This is a genomic window from Brevibacillus parabrevis (genome assembly GCF_003710905.1).
Taxonomy (GTDB): domain Bacteria; phylum Bacillota; class Bacilli; order Brevibacillales; family Brevibacillaceae; genus Brevibacillus; species Brevibacillus parabrevis.
Window position 1 is genome coordinate 42,420 of the sequence record NZ_RHHV01000008.1, and the last position, 17,763, is coordinate 60,182.

Genomic DNA, 17,763 nt, shown 5'->3' on the forward strand with positions numbered 1-17,763 from the left:
AGACTGTTGGGCTGCTCCGTTTGTTTTTGTCCGCTGACAGGAGGGACCAGCCGCAAAAAAATCAGGACCAATGCGGGTGAAACTGTTTACAAAAGTCGACATACACGATATAGTTACCTAGATTGTTGCTATGAGTATAATGACATATGGTGAGATGACGGAATGAAAACGATTATTCATCTGGATTCAATTGAAAAAAGCTTTCACGGTACTGTCGTCGTCCCCTCTTTTTCTCTCTCCATTGAAGAAGGGGAGTTTTTGACGTTGCTCGGCCCCAGCGGCTGCGGCAAGACGACGCTTTTGCGGATGATTGCAGGGTTTGAGGAGCCGACTTCCGGGGATATTTTCCTCGACGAGAAGCCGCTCACCCATGTGCCGCCTTATCAGCGGGATATGAACATGGTGTTCCAGCAGTACGCCCTGTTTCCGCATATGACTGTCGAACAAAACATTTTGTTCGGTTTGAAAATGAAAAAAGTAAGTGCAGCAGAGCAAAAACAGCGCCTGGAGGAAGTTTTGCAGTACGTGCAGCTGACCGAGCTGAGAAAACGTACGCCAAAGCAACTGTCCGGCGGCCAGCAGCAGCGTGTGGCGATTGCCCGGGCGATCATCAACAATCCGCGCGTCCTTTTGCTGGACGAGCCGCTTGGCGCACTGGACTACCAACTGCGCAAAAGCTTGCAGTTGGAACTGAAAAATCTGCAAAAGAACCTCGGGATCACGTTTATTTACGTAACCCATGACCAGGAAGAAGCAATGGCCATGTCGGACCGGATCGCCGTCATGAACAAAGGACGGATCGAACAGATCGCTTCTCCTGCCGAGATTTACAACCATCCGCAGACGCTGTTCGTCGCTACTTTTATCGGGGAAAACAACATTTTCCGCGACAATGGCACGAATACAGCTGTCCGCCCGGAAAAGATCAAGCTGTACCAGCCAGAAGCAGACAAGGACAAGCACAAAAAGCTGGGAACGATTGCTGACGCGGTATTCCTCGGCAACCTGCGCAAAGTGTTCATCCGCCTCGACGGTCAAGACATGACAGTCATGGCCCATCAGTACGCAGGAGACGGTCTGGACTGGAAGGTGGGAGATCGGGTAGCCATTGGTTGGGCGCAGACGGACGAGGTGATCCTGACTTGTTGAACAAAAAGCCGGTAAAACTGCTCGCAGCACCCGCCCTTTTGTGGATGGGTGTGCTTTTCGTCCTGCCCATGCTTATGATTGCGCTGATGTCCTTCCTCAAAAGAGGCACATACGGGCAAGTTGTCTATGAATTTACGCTGAACAATTACGTGCGCATTTGGGACCCGCTGTACGGGCAAATTTTTGCGGACACGCTGGTAGTTGCCATTTTGACAACGGTGTTGTCGATCGTGTGCGGCTATCCGCTTGCGTATTACATTTCCCGCCTGGAAAAGTCGTCCCAGCAAATTTGGCTGTTGCTTGTGATGATTCCGTTCTGGATCAACTTTCTGGTCCGTTCCTACGCCTGGGTGATCATCCTGCGCTCCCAAGGGGTCGTCAATACGATTTTGCAATCATTAGGGATTATTACGGAGCCATTGCCGCTTTTGTACAATTCCGGTTCGGTGCTTTTGGGGATGGTGTACACGCTGCTGCCGTTCATGGTGCTGCCGATTTACGTGTCTCTGGAGCAGATGGATCGCCGCAAGCTGGAAGCGGCGTACGATCTGGGAGCGACTCCGTGGAGAGCTTTCTGGCACGTTACGCTGCCGATGACTAAAACAGGCGTCGTCACCGGATCGATTCTCGTCTTTGTCTCCTCGATCGGGATGTTCGTCGTGCCGGACGTGATGGGCGGGGCGAAGTCGGCCCTGATCGGAAACGTGATTCAGAACCAGTTCCTTTCGGCGCGTGACTGGCCGTTTGGCTCGGCATTGTCGATCGTGTTGATGCTGTTGTCGATGCTCCTGATTCTTCTGTACTTCCGCGCTGTCAAAGCGGGCGAGGCAAAGGAGGGGGCAGCATGAAAACGTGGCGCAGACATACGCTTTCCGGTTACTCTTGGCTGATGCTGGTCTTCTTGTACTTGCCGATTGCGATTCTCGTTCTATATTCGTTCAATGACTCGCGGATCAACGCGACGTGGAACGGGTTTACATGGAAGTGGTACGTCTCTTTGTTTGACAACAGACAAGTCATGCAGGCGCTCATGAACAGCCTGTCCATCGGGGTGATCAGCAGCGTGCTGGCAACGGTTTTGGGCACGGCTGCGTCGCTCGCCATCAAGCATTACTCCTTGCGCTGGCGCAATGTCGTCAACGGGCTGATCTACTTGCCGATTGTGATTCCCGAGATCATGATGGGACTTGCCCTTCTCGTCTTGTTCAGCCAGGTGCACATGGAGCTGGGCAAGTGGACACTCATCATGGCCCACGTGACCTTTTCCATGCCGTATGTGATGGTGATCGTCTCCGCCCGCCTGGCCGATATGGGCAAAGAGCTGGAGGAGGCGGCGCAAGATTTGGGCGCTACCCCGTGGGGAACATTGCGTCATGTGACGCTGCCATTGATCATGCCCGGAATCGTCGCTGGCTTTTTGATGTCGTTTACTTTGTCGCTCGATGATTTCATTATTTCGTTCTTCGTGGCTGGTCCTAATTCGACCACGCTGCCATTGTACATTTACGGCCTGGTAAAACGCGGCGTATCCCCGGAAGTCAATGCGCTTTCGACGCTGTTGATCGCAAGCACGGTGCTGCTGGTGATTATTGCCGAGCTTTTCCGCCGCAAAGATTCCAAAAACGGTCAGATTCACTTTTAGTTGACCAGACGTATCCCATACCGATTTGGAGGTTGAGAAGAAAAAATGAAACGTTTCAAATCCATGATGATCGGCGCTTTGACCGCCGTACTCGCAGTGACAGCTGTCGGCTGCTCCTCGTCGTCCGAACCCGAGCAGCAAGTATTGAACATCTACAGCTGGGCAGACAATTTTGACCTGGATGTCATCAAAGATTTCGAGCAAAAGTACAATGTCAAAGTCAACTACGACGTGTACGGCAGCAATGAGGAAATGCTGGCAAAAATCCAGGCTGGCGCATCGGGCTACGATTTGATTCAGCCGTCCGATTACATGGTGGCAACGATGATTCAGCTCGGCCTTCTCGAAGAGCTGAACAAAGAAAACATCCCGAACATGAAAAACATCGTGTCTACGTTCAAGACGCCTCCTTTTGACAAGGAAAACAAATACTCGCTCGTGTACACGTGGGGAATCACCGGGATTGCCTACAACAAAAAGTATGTCAAAGAAACGCCGACAAGCTGGAACGACCTGTGGAACGAAGCGTACAAAGGTCGCGTCATCATGCTGAACGACCCGCGCGAAGTGATGGGGATGGCTCTGATCAAAAACGGCTTCTCCAACAGCACAACAAACAAGGACGAGCTGGCAAAGTCGTTCGCTGATCTGAAAAAAGTGCTGCCGAGCGTCATGGCTTTTGATACGGACAACATCAAGCAAAAAATGATCGCGGAAGAAGCGTGGATCGGTACGGTCTGGTCTGGCGACGCTGCGATTATTAACGGACAAAACCCGGACGTGGAGTACGTCATTCCAAAAGAGGGCGCGACGATCTGGGCAGACACGCTGGCGATTCCAAAAGGAGCCAAGCACAAAGATTTGGCGGAGAAATTCATCAACTACTTGATGGAGCCGGAAGTCAGCGTGAAAAACTACGAGTCGATCGGCTACAGCAACCCGAACGAACAGGCATATCCACTGCACAGCGAAGAATATCGCGCGAACAAAATGATCTTCCTGGACAAAGCGGATATCGCCCGCGCCGAGTGGCTGGTTGATGTCGGAGATACGTTGCAAGAATACGACCGCTACTGGACTGAGATGAAGAGCGGCCGATAAACCGAATTGCCACAAGCAGAAGAACCGAGATGGGATGAATGAAGCATCCTGTCTCGGTTTTTGTTTTGGGCACGGATGGGGTCAGGACGATTATGGAAAAACTACTTGAATCAGGGGAAGAAGGGCGGGAACGCCAGTTTTTGCTTCAAAAAATCGTCACAGCAGATAGCCCGATGGAGCCATACAGAAAAGTAGACGAGTTTGATAGGATTAAGGACGAAAAGGCGAAGGAAGTAGGTGATATGCTGATGCACAGCATAAAGCGACTATGGACCGTGCTTTCGCTGGCCTTTTTTCTGGTGCTTGCGATTGGAACGAATTTGGCTTACGCCCATGCCGGTATGATGGGCAGCAGTCCGCAAGACGGCGAGCTGCTACAGACGAATCCGGGGCAAATCTCCATGAGGTTTACCGAAACATTGGAGCCTGACCTTGTCACCATCCGTTTGTTTGATTGGGACGGGAAAGAAATACAGATGCAACGCCCGACTCTTCAGCCGGGAGACGCTTCGCAGGTCAATGCACAGCTTCCGGCCGATTTGGCGGAAGGTACGTATTCCGTCATCGTCTCGGTCGTGTCCGAGGACGGCCATCCGGTAGAGGAGCGCCTGACTTTTTCCATCGGGCAAAAGAGCGCGGTAGTCGTGCCGCCGGGTGAAAACAAGACTGACACGAATTACTTGATTGTGTATCGCTACCTCGCCCAAGGGATCATTTTGCTGGGCGGCGGACTGTATTTGATCGCAGCGTGGGGACAGCGCTACGGCTTGCCGAAGCTCGCGGCACTGATCGGAATCGGCAGACAGATCGGCTGGGCGCTTGCGATCGTGGGACTTATTTTTCTCTGGTTTTTGTACGACGAATCGCTGAAGGCTGTTTCTTTGACCGACGCCTTGCTGCATCTGGACAGCAACTTGCTGATGCAGTCTCCCTTTGCCGTCATGCTGATCGTCTCCTTCATTCTCTTGCTGCTTTTGGCGATACCGGGCATGGTGTCTGGCTGGTATGCGGGCATATGGGTGTTGTTGATCAGCGCGCAAGCTTTTGGCGGTCATGCCTGGGGGATTGCTCCCGTCTGGCTGTCGATCGTGCTGCGGCTGCTGCATGTGTTCACAGTGGCACTCTGGCTGGGGGCGCTCGTCTACCTGCTCTTGGTGTCCAAAGAGGCGGAGCGGGGCAATGAGCCGTTCAAGCGGTTCTTTTTGCGCCTGGTTGCGACAGCGGCTGTACTTGCTGTTGTGACGGGAGTATTCATGCTGCTCGTACAAACGGACGTGACGAGCATTCTCGCAAGCTCGCTTGCCTGGAACTACCTGCTGTACGGAAAAATCGTCAGCGTCGTCATCATGCTGGCGCTCGCCTACAGACAGACAAAGCGCTGGCGGGGAAGCAACCAGTTGCAGAGGAAGTGGCTGCGCTGGGAAATCGTTTTTGGCATCGTCGCTGTGTTGGCAGGGCTGTGGATGAGTCAAACCAACTACCCGACCGACGCGACAAACAAAACAGACACGACAAACACACAAGCCGCTTATGCAAGCAGCGACAAACTAGGAGGGTTTTCACGATGAACATGAAAAAATGGATGAGCAGTGTATTGGTGGCAGGAGCTGTCCTGACGCTCGCGACAGCAGCACAGGCGCACGTCAACGTCTATCCGAAAGAAACGACTACCGGATCGTATGAAAAATACACCGTTCGCGTTCCTGTAGAAAAAGACGTCAACACAGTGAAGGTAAAGCTGGAATTTCCGGCTGGCGTAAAAGTAAACACCGTGCAGCCTGTTCCTGGCTGGAGCTATGAATTTGAAAAAGACAAGGACGGCGTGAACACAGCACTTGTCTGGACAGCGACAAACGGCGGGATCAAAGCGCACGAGTTCATGGAGTTCGCTTTTGTCGGGGCGAATCCGAAAGAAGAAGGCACGCTGGCGTGGAAAGCGTACCAAACGTATGCGGACGGCGAGGTAGTGGAGTGGACAGGCGACAAGGACGCCAAGACTCCAGCGTCCGTGACGACTGTCAAAGCAGGTGTTGGCGAGGCTGGACACGATCATGGCCATGGTGCAGCAGAAGCGACAACTCCGGCTCCTGCGACCGGTCAAGCAGCAGCAAGCGCAGGCACAAGCAACACGTTGCCTCTGGTGCTTTCCGGACTGGCGCTCTTGCTCTCCATCGTGGGGCTGTTCAGAAAGAAAGCATAAGAGAGAGAGTAGCGGAGAAGAAACACGGCGGAAAAAACCGTGCAGCGAGCAACATGCTGCGCGGTTTCTTATTTTCCCCTACCTTTTTGGGCGGAATCTCCTTATAATTATGACTAATTACTTTCGGAGGTGTTAAATGATGTCAGTCATCAAATTGGAGCAAGCAAGTAAACAGGTAGGAAAACAATACAATCGGCAGTGCGGCACGTGCGGTTTTTCTTCGCGATAAGGAACGATTGAAGTAGCCTGTTCACGGCTGAAAAATGACGGAACGTGTCCTCTGCCAGAATAGGTGGAGACTGCTTCCATGGTTATGAATGCAACGACTGTATATATGGTCAAACGTTTTATGGCGTCACTCGCCAACACGACGATGTTTACGACTTACGCGATCTTTTACATCGCGACATTGGGCCTGAACCCGTTCGAGCTTTTGCTGGTCGGTATGGTGCTGGAGCTGTCCGTCCTGCTGTTTGAGGGTGTGACAGGCGTGGTGGCCGATACGTACAGCCGCCGTCTGTCCATCATCATCGGGATGTTTCTGTTGGGGATCGGCTTTGCGCTGCAAGGGATTCTTCCTGTGCTCGATGGCTGGCTGCCTTTTGTCTCTGCGTTTGTTTGGGTCTTGATTGCCCAACTGTTTTTTGGCGTGGGCGATACGTTCGTCAGTGGAGCCGACACAGCGTGGATTGTGGATGAAGTGGGCGAGGAAAAGCTGGGCAGCATCTTTATGCGCGCGAAGCGTTACTCGCTTTTGGCGAATATGCTCGGAATCGGGCTGAGTGTGTGGCTGTCTACGCTGGCCCCGAACTTGCCGTATTTGTTTGGCGGGTTGATCTACCTGGCACTGGGCGTTTTTCTGATCTTCTTTATGAAGGAAACGGGCTTTACCCCAAGAGAGAGGGAAAAAGGCACGTCCCAGTGGAAAGAGATGAGCGAGACGTGGCTGTCGGGAGCGCGCGTCATTCGCAAAGAGCCGATTTTGCTGTTGATTTTGCTCGTGACGCTGTTCACAGGAGCAGCTTCCGAAGGGTATGACCGCTTGCATGAAGCGCATTTGATTTCCGAGATCGGCTTCCCGCAGGTTGCCGGGATTTCCATGGCGATGTGGTTCGGAATCATCGCTGCGCTGTCCAGCTTGCTTGGGCTGTTCGCTGTCAGCTTTGCCGAGAAGCGGCTGGATGTCAACAACGAGCGGATCGTCGTCGTCGGCATGTTCGTGTTGACGGCTTTGAAAATCGCGGCGGTCATCGCTTTTGCTACCGCCCCCGATTTTGGCTGGGCGCTGGTTGCCTTGCTGCTGATCGGCGTGATCGATTCGCTCACCAGTCCCTTGTACGAGACGTGGCTGAATTTGAATATCGAGAGCAGTGTGCGGGCGACGGTTTTGTCGATGATGAGCCAGTCCAACGCACTTGGACAGACGATGGGGGGACCTGTAGTCGGCTGGATCGGGCATCGGCTGTCGATTCGCGCTTCCTTGATTACGGCAGGCTTGCTGCTGATTCCGATTCTCGCTGTGTTCGGTCGAGTGCTGCGTAAACGTTAGACGGTGCATAAATGAAGGAAGAAACGATCTCCGCGGATTTGAAAAGTAACTGATCCAATTTCGATAGAGTAATTCTATACTCGTCGTTTTGCTCGCACCTGACTTAATAGGAAGAGGTAGGCATCGACTTAACGCGGACCCTGTTAATTCTTTCATACGGTTTTTAAGTACTGTTTATAAAATCCTTTCACTTACAACTTCAAGACCTTCATCAATGTCCTTTGTAGCCAGTAGTTGCCACATCGCTGCCACTTCAGTGCCGTCTAGGGGATCAGCTATATCCCAGTAAATAATAACACCCTGCATTCCCGATTCTGCTATCCCCTCGCAAAGATTTAGCTTGAATGAACAAACGCAGCTACTTCCCTTTTCTTTCATAACAAGGAAAAATGCAAAGAGAACCAGCTAGTTGGGGTTCTCTTTGCATTTTATATTTGATATTAATATTTTACTTTACTTAAACAACTTAAACGTTCCCGTGTTTTTCTTATTATTAAATTCGATGCTTTCAAAATACTGACTTTGTACTTCATCATCATCATCATACAGTACTGTTTTTAAAACTATCCCAGTTTTGTTGTCTATCCAGAATTTCTGCCTGTCCCCAATTTTAAGTTGTGCATTCGAGATTTCAATCACGGTTACATCTCTTTCCAAATATTTTTCCTCACCAAGAACATTCATGTCGCCTCTTCTAAAAACACTTTGTACATACATTTCGGGGTGAAGCATCTCATTGACGTTCCCAATTGGAAGGAAAGTACCGTTTAAGTTAAGCTTAACTTCGTTATCATCTTTCTTATTTTCCTTTAAATTTTGTGATTCCCTTATACTTTGTGTTGGAAATGGATTAGACTCAACAATTTGACCTTTGTCTTCCTTGATTTGTACTGATTTTCCATCGTTAACTGCTTCAAAATAAACGTCCTTATCATTTGAATTAGGAATAAACTTTACGTAATAACGGTCAGGCTGCGCTATAACTACCTCGGTTATAGAATTTTCTACTTCACCCGTTTTGACGATAGTCCCTGAAAGGGAACCGTAATTATCGTTGGCTTTAAACATTTTTGCACCAATGATTGGTTCTTCTTTTAACTCTGCTACTGAATTGACGTATTGTGATTTCGAATTAGCCTCCGTTATTTCCGGTTTACTAAGGTGCATATATCCATATATACCGACTCCTAAAGTGGCACCTGCAACAATACTGCCTATGATCTTTTTTGAATTGCTCATGATAGTGCTCCCCCCTGACAAATTTAGTTCTTAAATCGAACTTCGTCCCAAACAACTTTGGATGACGAAGAAGCCAAATTATTTGACATACCTATTGATGAGTAGCTATCTCCATAATATGTTCCTAGAATAACCCATTCATTAGAATAGTTGAGTTGATTTACATTAAGATCTACCCTTTGCCCATCTTCATACCAAACATGATATTTGACGGAACCAGTAGAATTACAACTCGGAATGTAAACCGCGTATTCAGTACGTCCATTAAGTTCTTTGGCCCACTCTCCCGTAGAAGTTGGACTACTGCTACCATAATACCAGTAGCTTTTACCATCATAACCGCAGCTACTCGTACTATTCATTACCCCTGACGACCACCACCCTGAGGAAATATCCCCATTATAGACGTAAGATGTCGCGGCGAAAGCGGAAATTGACGACAATACGGATAACGTAAGTAGCAGTGTAAAAACTACTAAAGACTTGCGAAGTTTCACAAGAATCCCCCTTACTTGTAATTATTTTACATATTTATAAATACATCATGTTCTTTTGTAAATAAAGGGACTTTTCTCTTATTATTGTAAAATTAGTGTTTTATATGATTTCAATGTTATAAGGATGACATTAAAAATACATCTCAGCATTATAACCTACGCACCGGATGGTTAGTGGCTTCAATAACTCTATCGGAGGTCATTCTGTGTTGTGCTTTGAAAATAACGTATTGTAATACTTTTACCATGTTCGGTAATGAAACTTTTGGCATGTGTCCGATAGGCTGCATGCCTTTTTGATGCGCATGTGGGCAGGCTGACCGTTCCAACTGATTCCAAAAGTGGGAGCAAGCTTGTGGTATACTTAGGTAACAAACATTTTTTCTTGTAGGATGGAGAGGGAGTGGATACAGATGGAAGTTTTTATTCTCATCGTCGTCGTATTTGTAATCTTAGTCATTGTCTTTGCAAACAAAGCCAAAACTGGCACAAGCAGACGCTCGTACTCAAATTCTACCGATAGCAGCAGCTCCTTCTACGCCGACAGCAGCCATCACCATCGCGACCGTGATACAGATGGAGATTGGAGAAGCAGCGACAGCGGCAGTGACTACAGCAGCAGCAGCGGCAGTGATAGCGGAGGCGGAGACAGCGGCGGAGGCGGCGGTGGAGACTGACGCTTTTGCCATGCCGCGTTGTATGTTACAATGATTGGGAAAATGATTCCAAACCATAAATGGTGCGGTCTTGAAAAGGAGAGATGTTTTATGTCAAACATGAAAAACGCTCAGAGTGTAGGAAGTTTCGTCGCAGGAATCCTCCTTTCAAGCGGAAAATAACACCGTTCACAAAATGAGGATTCGACTGCGACTGGTGTTGGCGTACGGCCAATCATTAACCATTTGCAGGGGGAATCCGTAGTGAATCAAGCAACCAATCAATCAACATTGCAATCTTTGGGCTGGAATGAGCATTTTGCCAATCTGTTTGCCCCTTATGCCGAAGAAGGCTTCAGCGTGGGAAGAATCTCGCTGGAACATAAACGCATTTACCGTCTGATGAGCGAGCATGGCGAGCTGTTGGGCGAAGTCACGGGCAAGCTGCGCTATGAGGCGACGGGTCGCGAGGATTATCCGGCGGTAGGAGACTGGGTAGTCATCAAGGCGCGTCCCGAGGAAAAGAAAGCCTCGATTCATGCGCTGCTCCCGCGCAAGAGCAAGTTTTCGCGAAAAGTGGCCGGGGAAACGGTCGAAGAACAAATCGTGGCAGCCAACGTCGATACGGTCTTTTTGGTGACTGCCTTGAACAACGACTTTAATATACGCAGGATGGAGCGTTATCTCATCCTCGCCTGGGAAAGCGGAGCCAATCCGGTGATCGTGCTGTCCAAGGCTGATTTGTGCGACGATCTGGAAAAGTGCATGGCTGAAGTGGAAACCGTCGCGATCGGCGTGCCTGTGCACGTAGTCAGTGCAGAGCAGGGAGAAGGGCTGGAGCAGCTCGCACCTTACCTGGGCAGCGGACAGACGGTGGCGCTCATGGGCTCGTCGGGGGTCGGCAAATCGACGCTGATCAACAAGCTGAGCGGAGCAGACCGTCAAAAAGTAAGCGGCGTTCGCGACGGAGATGATCGCGGACGGCATACGACGACGCACCGCGAGCTGTTCCAGTTGCCAGGCGGCGCTCTCATGATCGACACGCCGGGAATGAGAGAATTGCAGCTGTGGGAAGCCGATGAAGGATTCCGTGGCGCTTTTGACGATGTCGAGAAGCTGGCGGAAGACTGCCGATTCAGCGATTGCCAGCACGGGCGGGAGCCGGGCTGTGCCGTCCGGGAAGCGATTGCGGATGGCACATTGGAGCAGGCTCGCTTCGACAGCTATTTGAAGCTGCAACGGGAACTGGCTCATCTGGCGCGCAAGGAAGACGCCAGGCTGGCAGCGGCCGAGAAAGACAAATGGAAGAAAATGACGATGCAGCATCGCAGCAAAAAGCCTAAGCGATAAACGAAAAGACCCTCGAAGCTTCGGGGGTTTTTTCCGTTTTTCAGCAAGCAAAAACAGCTTGGCAGACTTTCAGAAATTTACCCTTGATCACAGCAAGCCAGTTGTGATAGATTTGGTCAAGACCCAGCAAACAGGCTGGGTAATAGGCAGAAGAAGTGCTCGTATAATTTTGGGAATAAGGCCCAACAGTTTCTACCGGGTGACCGTAAATCGCCTGACTACGAGTGAAATAGCGTCTGTTTGGCATCGCGGCTGCCGTTCCTTTGTTCTTCGCAACAAAAGGAGTGGTTTTATCCCGATCCGAACGATGCTGACACGCATTTGTTGGCGTGCTGCACCTAAAGGGAAAAATGCCCCGAGGGACAGTTTCACTTGGCGTTGGTTTTATTACCTGAGCCTGCTTGTGAACTGTCCGTTCGGGGCTTTTATTTTTTTCACCAGGTTTGAGCGAGTGACGTTGGCAGGCAACGTCCGAGTGTTGATGGAGGAGGAAGAACAGATGAAAGAATTGCAAGAGCGCATTGTCCAGGACGGCAAAGTGTTGTCCGCATCCGTGTTGAAGGTGGATGCGTTTTTGAACCATCAGGTAGACCAGCAGTTGACGATGAAAATCGGGGAGCGCTTCGCCGAGCTTTTCGCAGGTGAAAAGATTACGAAAGTATTGACGATTGAGGCAAGCGGCATTCATTTTGCGCTGGCGACGTCGTTTGCCCTCGGTGTGCCTTTTGTATACGCGAAAAAGAAAAAGGCCGTGACGCTGACGGAAGACGTGTACTCGGCTCCTGTGCACTCGTTTACCCGCCAGGAAACGTATCAGATCAGTGTGTCCAAGCAGTACCTGTCTGCCGATGACCGCGTGCTGATCGTCGACGACTTCCTTGCGACAGGAGCAGCCTTGATTGGCTTGACCCAAATCATCAAAGATGCGAATGCTCATCTGGTCGGCATCGGAGCCGTGATCGAGAAAAGCTTCCAGGAAGGTCGCGGACTGCTGGAGCAAGCGGGTGTGCGCATTGAATCGTTGGCCCGTATCGAGTCCATGTCGCCAGAAGGCATTCACTTTATTCAACCGGAATCTGTTCGCGTCTAAAACCGATCGATCAAGAGGAGAGAAGATTACTTCATGCTATCCAAACAAAAGATAGTTACTTTAGGTTTGCAGCACGTTTTGGCGATGTATGCCGGTGCTGTTGTCGTGCCGCTCATTATTGGCGGGGCTTTGAACCTGACTCCCGCCCAGATTGCCTATTTGATTGCCGCTGACTTGTTTACGTGCGGGATTGCCACCCTGTTGCAGGTGATCGGCACGCGTTACACCGGGATTCGTCTTCCGGTCGTGCTCGGCTGTACGTTTACAGCGGTAGGGCCGATTATTGCGATTGCCTCGACGAGCAATTTGGCGACGGCCTACGGGGCCATTATCGTTTCCGGTTTGTTTGTAGTATTGGCAGCTCCCCTGTTTGGCAAGCTGCTGCGGTTTTTCCCGACGGTGGTGCAAGGTTCCGTCGTGACGATTATCGGCTTGTCGCTCATTCCTGTGGCGATGAACAACGCGGCTGGCGGCCAGGGCATGCCTGATTTCGGTTCCCCGCGAAACTTGCTCCTCGCTTTGGGTACATTGGTTATCATTTTGGTTATTAACCGTTTCTTTACCGGATTTATTCGGGCGATTTCTGTCCTGCTCGGCCTTGTGATCGGTACGGTCGTGGCGTACACGATGGGCATGGTCAGCTTCGCCAATGTGGCGGAGGCGTCCTGGTTCAGCGTGGTCGAGCCGTTCTACTTCGGCACCCCGCAATTTTCCATCGTGGCGATTGTGACGATGATTCTGGTCAACATTATCAGTATGGCTGAGTCGACTGGCGTTTATTTTGCGCTTGGAAAAGTAACCGATACGAAGGTTACGGACAAAGACGTAGTCAAAGGTTTGCGCGGGGAAGGGATCGCGATCGTTTTGGGCGGTGTTTTCAATGCCTTCCCGTACACAGCCTTTTCGCAAAACGTTGGTCTGGTTTCCTTGACAGGCATCAAAACGCGCGATGTGATGATCGGAGCCGGCGGCCTGCTGGTTGTCCTCGGCCTTTTGCCGAAGCTGGCTGCCCTGACGACCGTTGTGCCGAATGCCGTGCTGGGCGGCGCCATGATCGCGATGTTCGGCATGGTGGTAGCGTCCGGCATCAACATTTTGTCGCAGGTGGATCTTCGCCAAAACGAAAACTTGCTGATTGCCGCTTGCAGTATCGCAGTCGGTCTTGGCTCCGCGGCTGTTCCAACGATGTTTGACCAACTGCCGACTTTGGCGAAAATGATGCTGCAAAACGGCATCGTGACAGGCTCGCTGACTGCTGTGATTTTGAACATTTTGCTCGTTCATACGAATAAAAAAGTGCAACAGGCTCCTGTGCCGAGTACGATCTCAGAAGCTTCCTGAGGCTTGTCAGGCAATCGTCAGTCCATTAAAAAGATGAAAACCGCCATTCTCTAGCTGTGTGCAGAGGATGGCGGTTTTTTTGGCGATAAAAAAGGCTCTCCCGAGGTTGGCAAGCGTCTAATGGCCTTGGCCAAGTCAGACATACGATGGCTATGTACGAAATCAACAGGGAAGGAAAGATGAGTGCATGGCTACCTTTCGGGAGGCGCTGAAAGCGAAGAACCATCTCGTGAAAAAATGGAAGCGAATGCCCGGTGTCATGGGCATTGGCGTCGGATATGTAAACGGCAGGAACAACCAAAAGGGCGCTTGTGTCGTACTGTATACGCTGGACGCTAGTGCCGCCGTGAAAAAAGGCTGCCCGAGCTGCGTGGCGGTCAAACGGAAAAAAGGCGGAAAGCGGCCAAAGATTACTTCCCATGTGGCTGTCCCTGTGCGAACAGTGACATCGGGGAGATGCAGCAGCCATCAAAAATGGCGGGCAACGTCGAGCTATCGCCGGAGGATTCGTCCGGTGATAGCAGGCGTCAGCGTAGGATATCCGGGAGCGTCCGGGACGGCGGGCCTGATCGTGACCGGAGCGCTCAGACGGGCACAACGCTTTTTGCTGAGCAACAACCACGTTTTGAACCGCAACAATACCGGAGGCTACACAGAGACGATCCAGCCGGGAGGATCGGATGGCGGGCGTTCCGGACGCGACCGGATTGGACAACTGTACCGTTTTGTCCGGCTGCGAAAAAATGCCGTCAACGATATGGATGTGGCGATCAGCATTCCGACTTCCAATAACCTGCTTGCTCCGCGCTATGCGAAAGTCGGCACGATTCCCGGATATGTCCGCTCTTATGCGATCGGCAGCCGTTTGAAAAAGGTAGGCCGGACCACGGGCTTCGTCCATGGAGTCGTAGAGTCGACTCACACCGATATTAACGTCGATTACGGAGATTACGGCGGACTGGGAACGATTCGCTTCCGCAACCAGACCGTGATCCGCAGCGCAGCGCCGATTTCGCTGCCAGGTGATTCCGGCTCTGTCTGGTTGACCGCAAACAATTACGCCGCTGCCGTCAACTTCGCAGGTTCAGCAGACGGCAGGCTGTCGATCGCTTTTCCGATTCACCGGGCGATGCGCGCGCTTGGCTTGCGGGTGGCCCAGCCTGCTTCCGCACTTTCGTCCAGAAAACGCGCTGTTCGCCGCAGGAAAAAGGCTAGGAAGTAATCTGGTTCATTTCGGAAGCGAGATCGTCCAGACAGGCAAGCACCTCCGCAGAGCGTGCTTCCAGGATGGCAAATGCCATCTCGGCCTCTTTTTGTTTGCCCGTAGAAGCCAGCGTGAAAATATGGCGAATCGCGTCGTGAAACCCTTTGTGCGGCTCTGCCAGCCGTTTGAAAGCGGGGAGGGAGCTGATCGCCTGGTTTTGTTTCGCCTCGTCATACCAAAGCCCGAGACGGCAATTGTGGTGATCGATGAGGTCTTTTTCCGTGATGGAATGATAACCGAGCAAGAAGTTGTACACCCACCATTTCCAGAGCAGATGGTCGGTTTTGACGATGCGCAAGCTGTGTTTGGCTTTCAGGCGTGTAATTTGACTGATGCTGTTTTGGTGCAGGGCGTTGATGCCAGCCCCGATTTCGTAGACGTTTTTGCCTGCGTGGGAGACGTGGGTGAAAATTTGTTCCATATTGTTCTCCACCTGGGAAATTCGCATGGAAATATCTTCGGTTGAAGCTGACTGTTCTTCTGTCAACGAAGCGATGTGTCCCGTCGCATGGCCTACTTGTTCGATATTTTGCACAATCTCGCCTAACAACTCGATCGCTTCGCGTGTCTGAGTGGCATTGTCGTTGAAATGAGTGCCAAGCAGAGCCGCCGTTTCTTTGACCAGGCTCGCTTCATGGCGGACGGTATCCATCGTGCTGGTAATGCTTTGTACGGAATGTTTGGTTTGTTCCGCGAGCTTGCGCACTTCCTCGGCGACGATGGAAAAGCCGCGCCCATGCTCACCCGCCCGGGCAGCTTCGATAGAGGCGTTCAAGGCGAGCAAATTCGTCTGATCCGCGACGCTTTTGATCACTTGCACGACTTGGGAGACAGCTTCGATGGAAGTCGTCAGCGACGAGATTTTGGCCTGCATCTCGTTAAATTCTTCCGCCATGGACAGGAAGCTTGTCAATGACGTCTGGATGATTTTTTGCCCGGCTGTGGCCTGCTCCATGGTCGTCGCAGCATTTTCCGCCACGTGCACGGCGGAGGCGGCTACCTTTTGCACCGATTCGGACAATTGTTCGGCTGCATGTCTGACCGTGCCGGTTTCGACGCTTGTCGTGTCGATGGTATCGAGTACATGCTTGATTTTATCGATTTGCATGACCAGCTCCAGGACATTGCCCAGGCGGTCGATCGTTTTGTAGTCGTGATCCTCTTGATAAGCTTCCAGCACGATCTGGGAGTCGAGCGTGAGCAGCTTGATCAAGGCAAGCAAGATGGAAGACAGTTCGTCCGGCTTTTTGCTGTAAGTATGGACGATGGCGGGAATAAAGCATTCGTACAGCCGCATGTAAGAGCCGGTGTACCACTCTGGGGCGAGTCCGATTTTACTGTGGACTTCCCCGATTTTTTCCCGTCCCGCGACGTAGGCATCGTTGAGTTGTGCGTTGGAAAGCGATTGCAAATAGTGGCGAAAGGAACCGGAGAGGCGTCCTACAGTAGTATGGACTTCAATGATGTTCATCAAATTCGCATAGTGGCCAAGCATCTGATAATGCCGCTCGGTAATCGTGTCGATATGCTCGGTTATGAGCGGTTCGATTTGCGCGAGCCGCCTGAGATCGTCATTGTTCATCTGCAAAAAGTTTACTTTTGCCCGCAATTGCTCTGTCATCGCGATATCGCTTTCCTGGATCGGGGCCGTTTGTGATCGCGCCCAACGCTTGCCAAACATAGAATCCCTCCGCTTTTTTATCAAAAACTGACCTATCCATGCCACGGAATAGGTCAGCCACCGTCATCCAAAATAGTTCTCACTACCTACCTGATTATACCATTCGAGGAAGAAATGATACTGTGGAACTACTGTGAATTTGTGAAATGTTTATGTAAGTCAGGCTGCTTCAATTGAAAAAAGTCATGTGTGGCATAGCTTCGCGGTAGTAGGCGAGCCGATCCTGCAACGTTCCAGTGTGCAGCTCGAACTTATGCCCGTCGGGGTCGGTGAAATAAAGCGAGCGCTTGTCCCGTTCATCGCGTTCCCGGCCCGGCAAAATGGGGACGCCGTGCTGTTGCAGATGACGTTTCCAGTCGTCAAAAGCGGCTTCGGAAAGCGAAAAGGCCAGATGCGTGTAGGACAAGGAAATCTCGTTGCGGGGGATGTCGGGTTCTTCGTTCAAAGCGAGCCAGTAGCCGTTCCAGTCAAAATAGGCCAGCTTTCTGCCGCGGACGAGCGGCTTGGCGCCGAGCACGTCACGGTAAAAGCAAAAGGAGCGTTCCAAATCGGCTACCGAAAACAGAAAATGGTTGATTCCGCCCAGTGGTTGCATAGCCATCGCCTCTTTCTCCTTTGTACATAAGTTGCCTTTATTTTACGGTAACAAGGAGCGGGGTGCCAACGACGATCAATCGGACAACTGGACAGGACAGGCGAATAGCGAGCGGCAAAAACAGGCATCCCGCACCATGCGGCTGCCTGTTTTGCCTGTTCAAGCACCAGGGCTAGGATTGGCTCTGTTGCGCCTGGGCTTGCGTTTGCAGCGTGGATTGAACTTGCGACACCATCGTTTGCGCCTGGGCAATCTCCTGGGAAGCTTGCTTCAATGCTTCCTCGGCCAGTTGCGGGTTGGCAGCGGATTGCTCGATGGCTTGCGTAATCATATTTTTCGCGAGAGTGGTCGCCACTTCGGCTTTTTTCAGAGAGTCTGTGTTGATTTGGCTTGGCATGTTTGTTCCTCC

Annotated in this window: 17 protein-coding genes and 1 riboswitch; of the genes, 11 read left to right on the forward strand and 6 right to left on the reverse strand. The window is 51.2% G+C overall.

All coding sequences use genetic code 11. The features are described 5' to 3' along the window. The first annotated feature begins 162 nt into the window (after window positions 1-162). The 7 genes from EDM60_RS09830 to EDM60_RS09860 all read left to right on the forward strand — a co-directional run bounded on the left by EDM60_RS09830 (window position 163) and on the right by EDM60_RS09860 (window position 7,641). Window positions 163-1,149, forward strand: coding sequence for an ABC transporter ATP-binding protein (locus EDM60_RS09830; RefSeq protein WP_122963826.1), 987 nt, complete (start codon window positions 163-165; stop codon window positions 1,147-1,149). Window positions 1,150-1,193: 44 nt separating this feature from the next. Then, the gene (locus EDM60_RS09835) at window positions 1,194-1,997 is read left to right on the forward strand and encodes an ABC transporter permease (RefSeq protein WP_063228172.1); all 804 of its coding nucleotides are present in this window, start codon (window positions 1,194-1,196) and stop codon (window positions 1,995-1,997) included. Beyond that, window positions 1,994-2,791: an ABC transporter permease gene (locus tag EDM60_RS09840; protein WP_122963827.1), complete on the forward strand. Its 798-nt coding sequence runs from the start codon at window positions 1,994-1,996 to the stop codon at window positions 2,789-2,791. The genes EDM60_RS09835 and EDM60_RS09840 overlap by 4 nt, the downstream gene beginning before the upstream one ends. Before the next feature lie 45 nt (window positions 2,792-2,836). Then, on the forward strand, window positions 2,837-3,892 hold the full coding sequence (locus EDM60_RS09845; protein WP_122963828.1) for a polyamine ABC transporter substrate-binding protein: 1,056 nt from the start codon (window positions 2,837-2,839) through the stop codon (window positions 3,890-3,892). A gap of 92 nt (window positions 3,893-3,984) precedes the next feature. Further along, complete coding sequence (locus tag EDM60_RS09850) at window positions 3,985-5,460, forward strand: copper resistance CopC/CopD family protein (protein WP_233454179.1); 1,476 nt, start codon at window positions 3,985-3,987, stop codon at window positions 5,458-5,460. Next, a complete protein-coding gene (locus EDM60_RS09855) occupies window positions 5,457-6,092 on the forward strand; it encodes a YcnI family copper-binding membrane protein (RefSeq protein ID WP_122963829.1) in 636 nt (211 codons plus the stop codon). The genes EDM60_RS09850 and EDM60_RS09855 overlap by 4 nt, the downstream gene beginning before the upstream one ends. Window positions 6,093-6,399: 307 nt before the next feature. Further along, a complete protein-coding gene (locus tag EDM60_RS09860) occupies window positions 6,400-7,641 on the forward strand; it encodes an MFS transporter (protein ID WP_122963830.1) in 1,242 nt (413 codons plus the stop codon). Between the two features lie 453 nt (window positions 7,642-8,094). Here the strand turns inward: EDM60_RS09860 and EDM60_RS09865 are convergent, their stop codons facing one another. From EDM60_RS09865 to EDM60_RS28520, 3 genes are all read right to left on the reverse strand, one after another. Then, complete coding sequence (locus tag EDM60_RS09865) at window positions 8,095-8,880, reverse strand: LolA-like protein (RefSeq protein ID WP_122963831.1); 786 nt, start codon at window positions 8,878-8,880, stop codon at window positions 8,095-8,097. 23 nt (window positions 8,881-8,903) lie between these two features. Next, window positions 8,904-9,377 (reverse strand): golvesin C-terminal-like domain-containing protein, encoded by a 474-nt coding sequence (locus tag EDM60_RS29655; protein ID WP_482758289.1) that lies wholly within the window; start codon window positions 9,375-9,377, stop codon window positions 8,904-8,906. A 506-nt stretch (window positions 9,378-9,883) separates the two neighbouring features. After that, a complete protein-coding gene (locus EDM60_RS28520; RefSeq protein WP_167470271.1) occupies window positions 9,884-10,066 on the reverse strand; it encodes a hypothetical protein in 183 nt (60 codons plus the stop codon). A gap of 231 nt (window positions 10,067-10,297) precedes the next feature. Between EDM60_RS28520 and rsgA the strand changes: the two genes are divergently transcribed. The 4 genes from rsgA to EDM60_RS09890 all read left to right on the forward strand — a co-directional run bounded on the left by rsgA (window position 10,298) and on the right by EDM60_RS09890 (window position 15,036). Next, window positions 10,298-11,383: a ribosome small subunit-dependent GTPase A gene (rsgA, locus tag EDM60_RS09875; protein ID WP_122963833.1), complete on the forward strand. Its 1,086-nt coding sequence runs from the start codon at window positions 10,298-10,300 to the stop codon at window positions 11,381-11,383. Window positions 11,384-11,522: 139 nt separating this feature from the next. Beyond that, window positions 11,523-11,624: riboswitch (purine riboswitch) on the forward strand. Between the two features lie 258 nt (window positions 11,625-11,882). Next, window positions 11,883-12,473, forward strand: a complete 591-nt coding sequence (locus EDM60_RS09880; protein WP_122963834.1) for a xanthine phosphoribosyltransferase — start codon at window positions 11,883-11,885, stop codon at window positions 12,471-12,473. A 33-nt stretch (window positions 12,474-12,506) separates the two neighbouring features. Continuing rightward, window positions 12,507-13,814, forward strand: a complete 1,308-nt coding sequence (locus EDM60_RS09885; RefSeq protein WP_122963835.1) for a nucleobase:cation symporter-2 family protein — start codon at window positions 12,507-12,509, stop codon at window positions 13,812-13,814. Window positions 13,815-14,001: 187 nt separating this feature from the next. Further along, on the forward strand, window positions 14,002-15,036 hold the full coding sequence (locus tag EDM60_RS09890) for a chymotrypsin family serine protease (RefSeq protein ID WP_167470272.1): 1,035 nt from the start codon (window positions 14,002-14,004) through the stop codon (window positions 15,034-15,036). On the opposite strand, the gene EDM60_RS09895 is transcribed toward EDM60_RS09890, so the two are convergent. From EDM60_RS09895 to EDM60_RS09905, 3 genes are all read right to left on the reverse strand, one after another. Beyond that, entirely contained in the window at window positions 15,026-16,759 is a 1,734-nt protein-coding gene (locus EDM60_RS09895) for a protoglobin domain-containing protein (RefSeq protein ID WP_122963836.1), read from the reverse strand. The genes EDM60_RS09890 and EDM60_RS09895 overlap by 11 nt on opposite strands. Window positions 16,760-16,928: 169 nt before the next feature. Next, on the reverse strand, window positions 16,929-17,354 hold the full coding sequence (gene fosB / locus EDM60_RS09900; protein WP_122964063.1) for a metallothiol transferase FosB: 426 nt from the start codon (window positions 17,352-17,354) through the stop codon (window positions 16,929-16,931). Window positions 17,355-17,526: 172 nt separating this feature from the next. Beyond that, complete coding sequence (locus EDM60_RS09905; RefSeq protein WP_007722024.1) at window positions 17,527-17,751, reverse strand: hypothetical protein; 225 nt, start codon at window positions 17,749-17,751, stop codon at window positions 17,527-17,529. Window positions 17,752-17,763: the final 12 nt, after the last annotated feature.

Bases quoted from the DNA above. Each gene is read 5' to 3' on its own strand.
- EDM60_RS09895 (WP_122963836.1), bottom strand. From the start codon at position 16,759: ATGTTTGGCAAGCGTTGGGCGCGATCACAAACGGCCCCGATCCAGGAA.
- EDM60_RS09865 (WP_122963831.1), bottom strand. From the start codon at position 8,880: ATGAGCAATTCAAAAAAGATCATAGGCAGTATTGTTGCAGGTGCCACT.
- EDM60_RS09905 (WP_007722024.1), bottom strand. From the start codon at position 17,751: ATGCCAAGCCAAATCAACACAGACTCTCTGAAAAAAGCCGAAGTGGCG.
- EDM60_RS09850 (WP_233454179.1), top strand. From the start codon at position 3,985: ATGGAAAAACTACTTGAATCAGGGGAAGAAGGGCGGGAACGCCAGTTT.
- EDM60_RS09860 (WP_122963830.1), top strand. From the start codon at position 6,400: ATGGTTATGAATGCAACGACTGTATATATGGTCAAACGTTTTATGGCG.
- EDM60_RS09835 (WP_063228172.1), top strand. From the start codon at position 1,194: ATGGGTGTGCTTTTCGTCCTGCCCATGCTTATGATTGCGCTGATGTCC.
- EDM60_RS09890 (WP_167470272.1), top strand. From the start codon at position 14,002: ATGGCTACCTTTCGGGAGGCGCTGAAAGCGAAGAACCATCTCGTGAAA.
- EDM60_RS09830 (WP_122963826.1), top strand. From the start codon at position 163: ATGAAAACGATTATTCATCTGGATTCAATTGAAAAAAGCTTTCACGGT.
- EDM60_RS28520 (WP_167470271.1), bottom strand. From the start codon at position 10,066: ATGGCAAAAGCGTCAGTCTCCACCGCCGCCTCCGCCGCTGTCTCCGCC.
- EDM60_RS09855 (WP_122963829.1), top strand. From the start codon at position 5,457: ATGAACATGAAAAAATGGATGAGCAGTGTATTGGTGGCAGGAGCTGTC.
- EDM60_RS09885 (WP_122963835.1), top strand. From the start codon at position 12,507: ATGCTATCCAAACAAAAGATAGTTACTTTAGGTTTGCAGCACGTTTTG.
- EDM60_RS09845 (WP_122963828.1), top strand. From the start codon at position 2,837: ATGAAACGTTTCAAATCCATGATGATCGGCGCTTTGACCGCCGTACTC.
- EDM60_RS09840 (WP_122963827.1), top strand. From the start codon at position 1,994: ATGAAAACGTGGCGCAGACATACGCTTTCCGGTTACTCTTGGCTGATG.
- fosB (WP_122964063.1), bottom strand. From the start codon at position 17,354: ATGCAACCACTGGGCGGAATCAACCATTTTCTGTTTTCGGTAGCCGAT.
- EDM60_RS09880 (WP_122963834.1), top strand. From the start codon at position 11,883: ATGAAAGAATTGCAAGAGCGCATTGTCCAGGACGGCAAAGTGTTGTCC.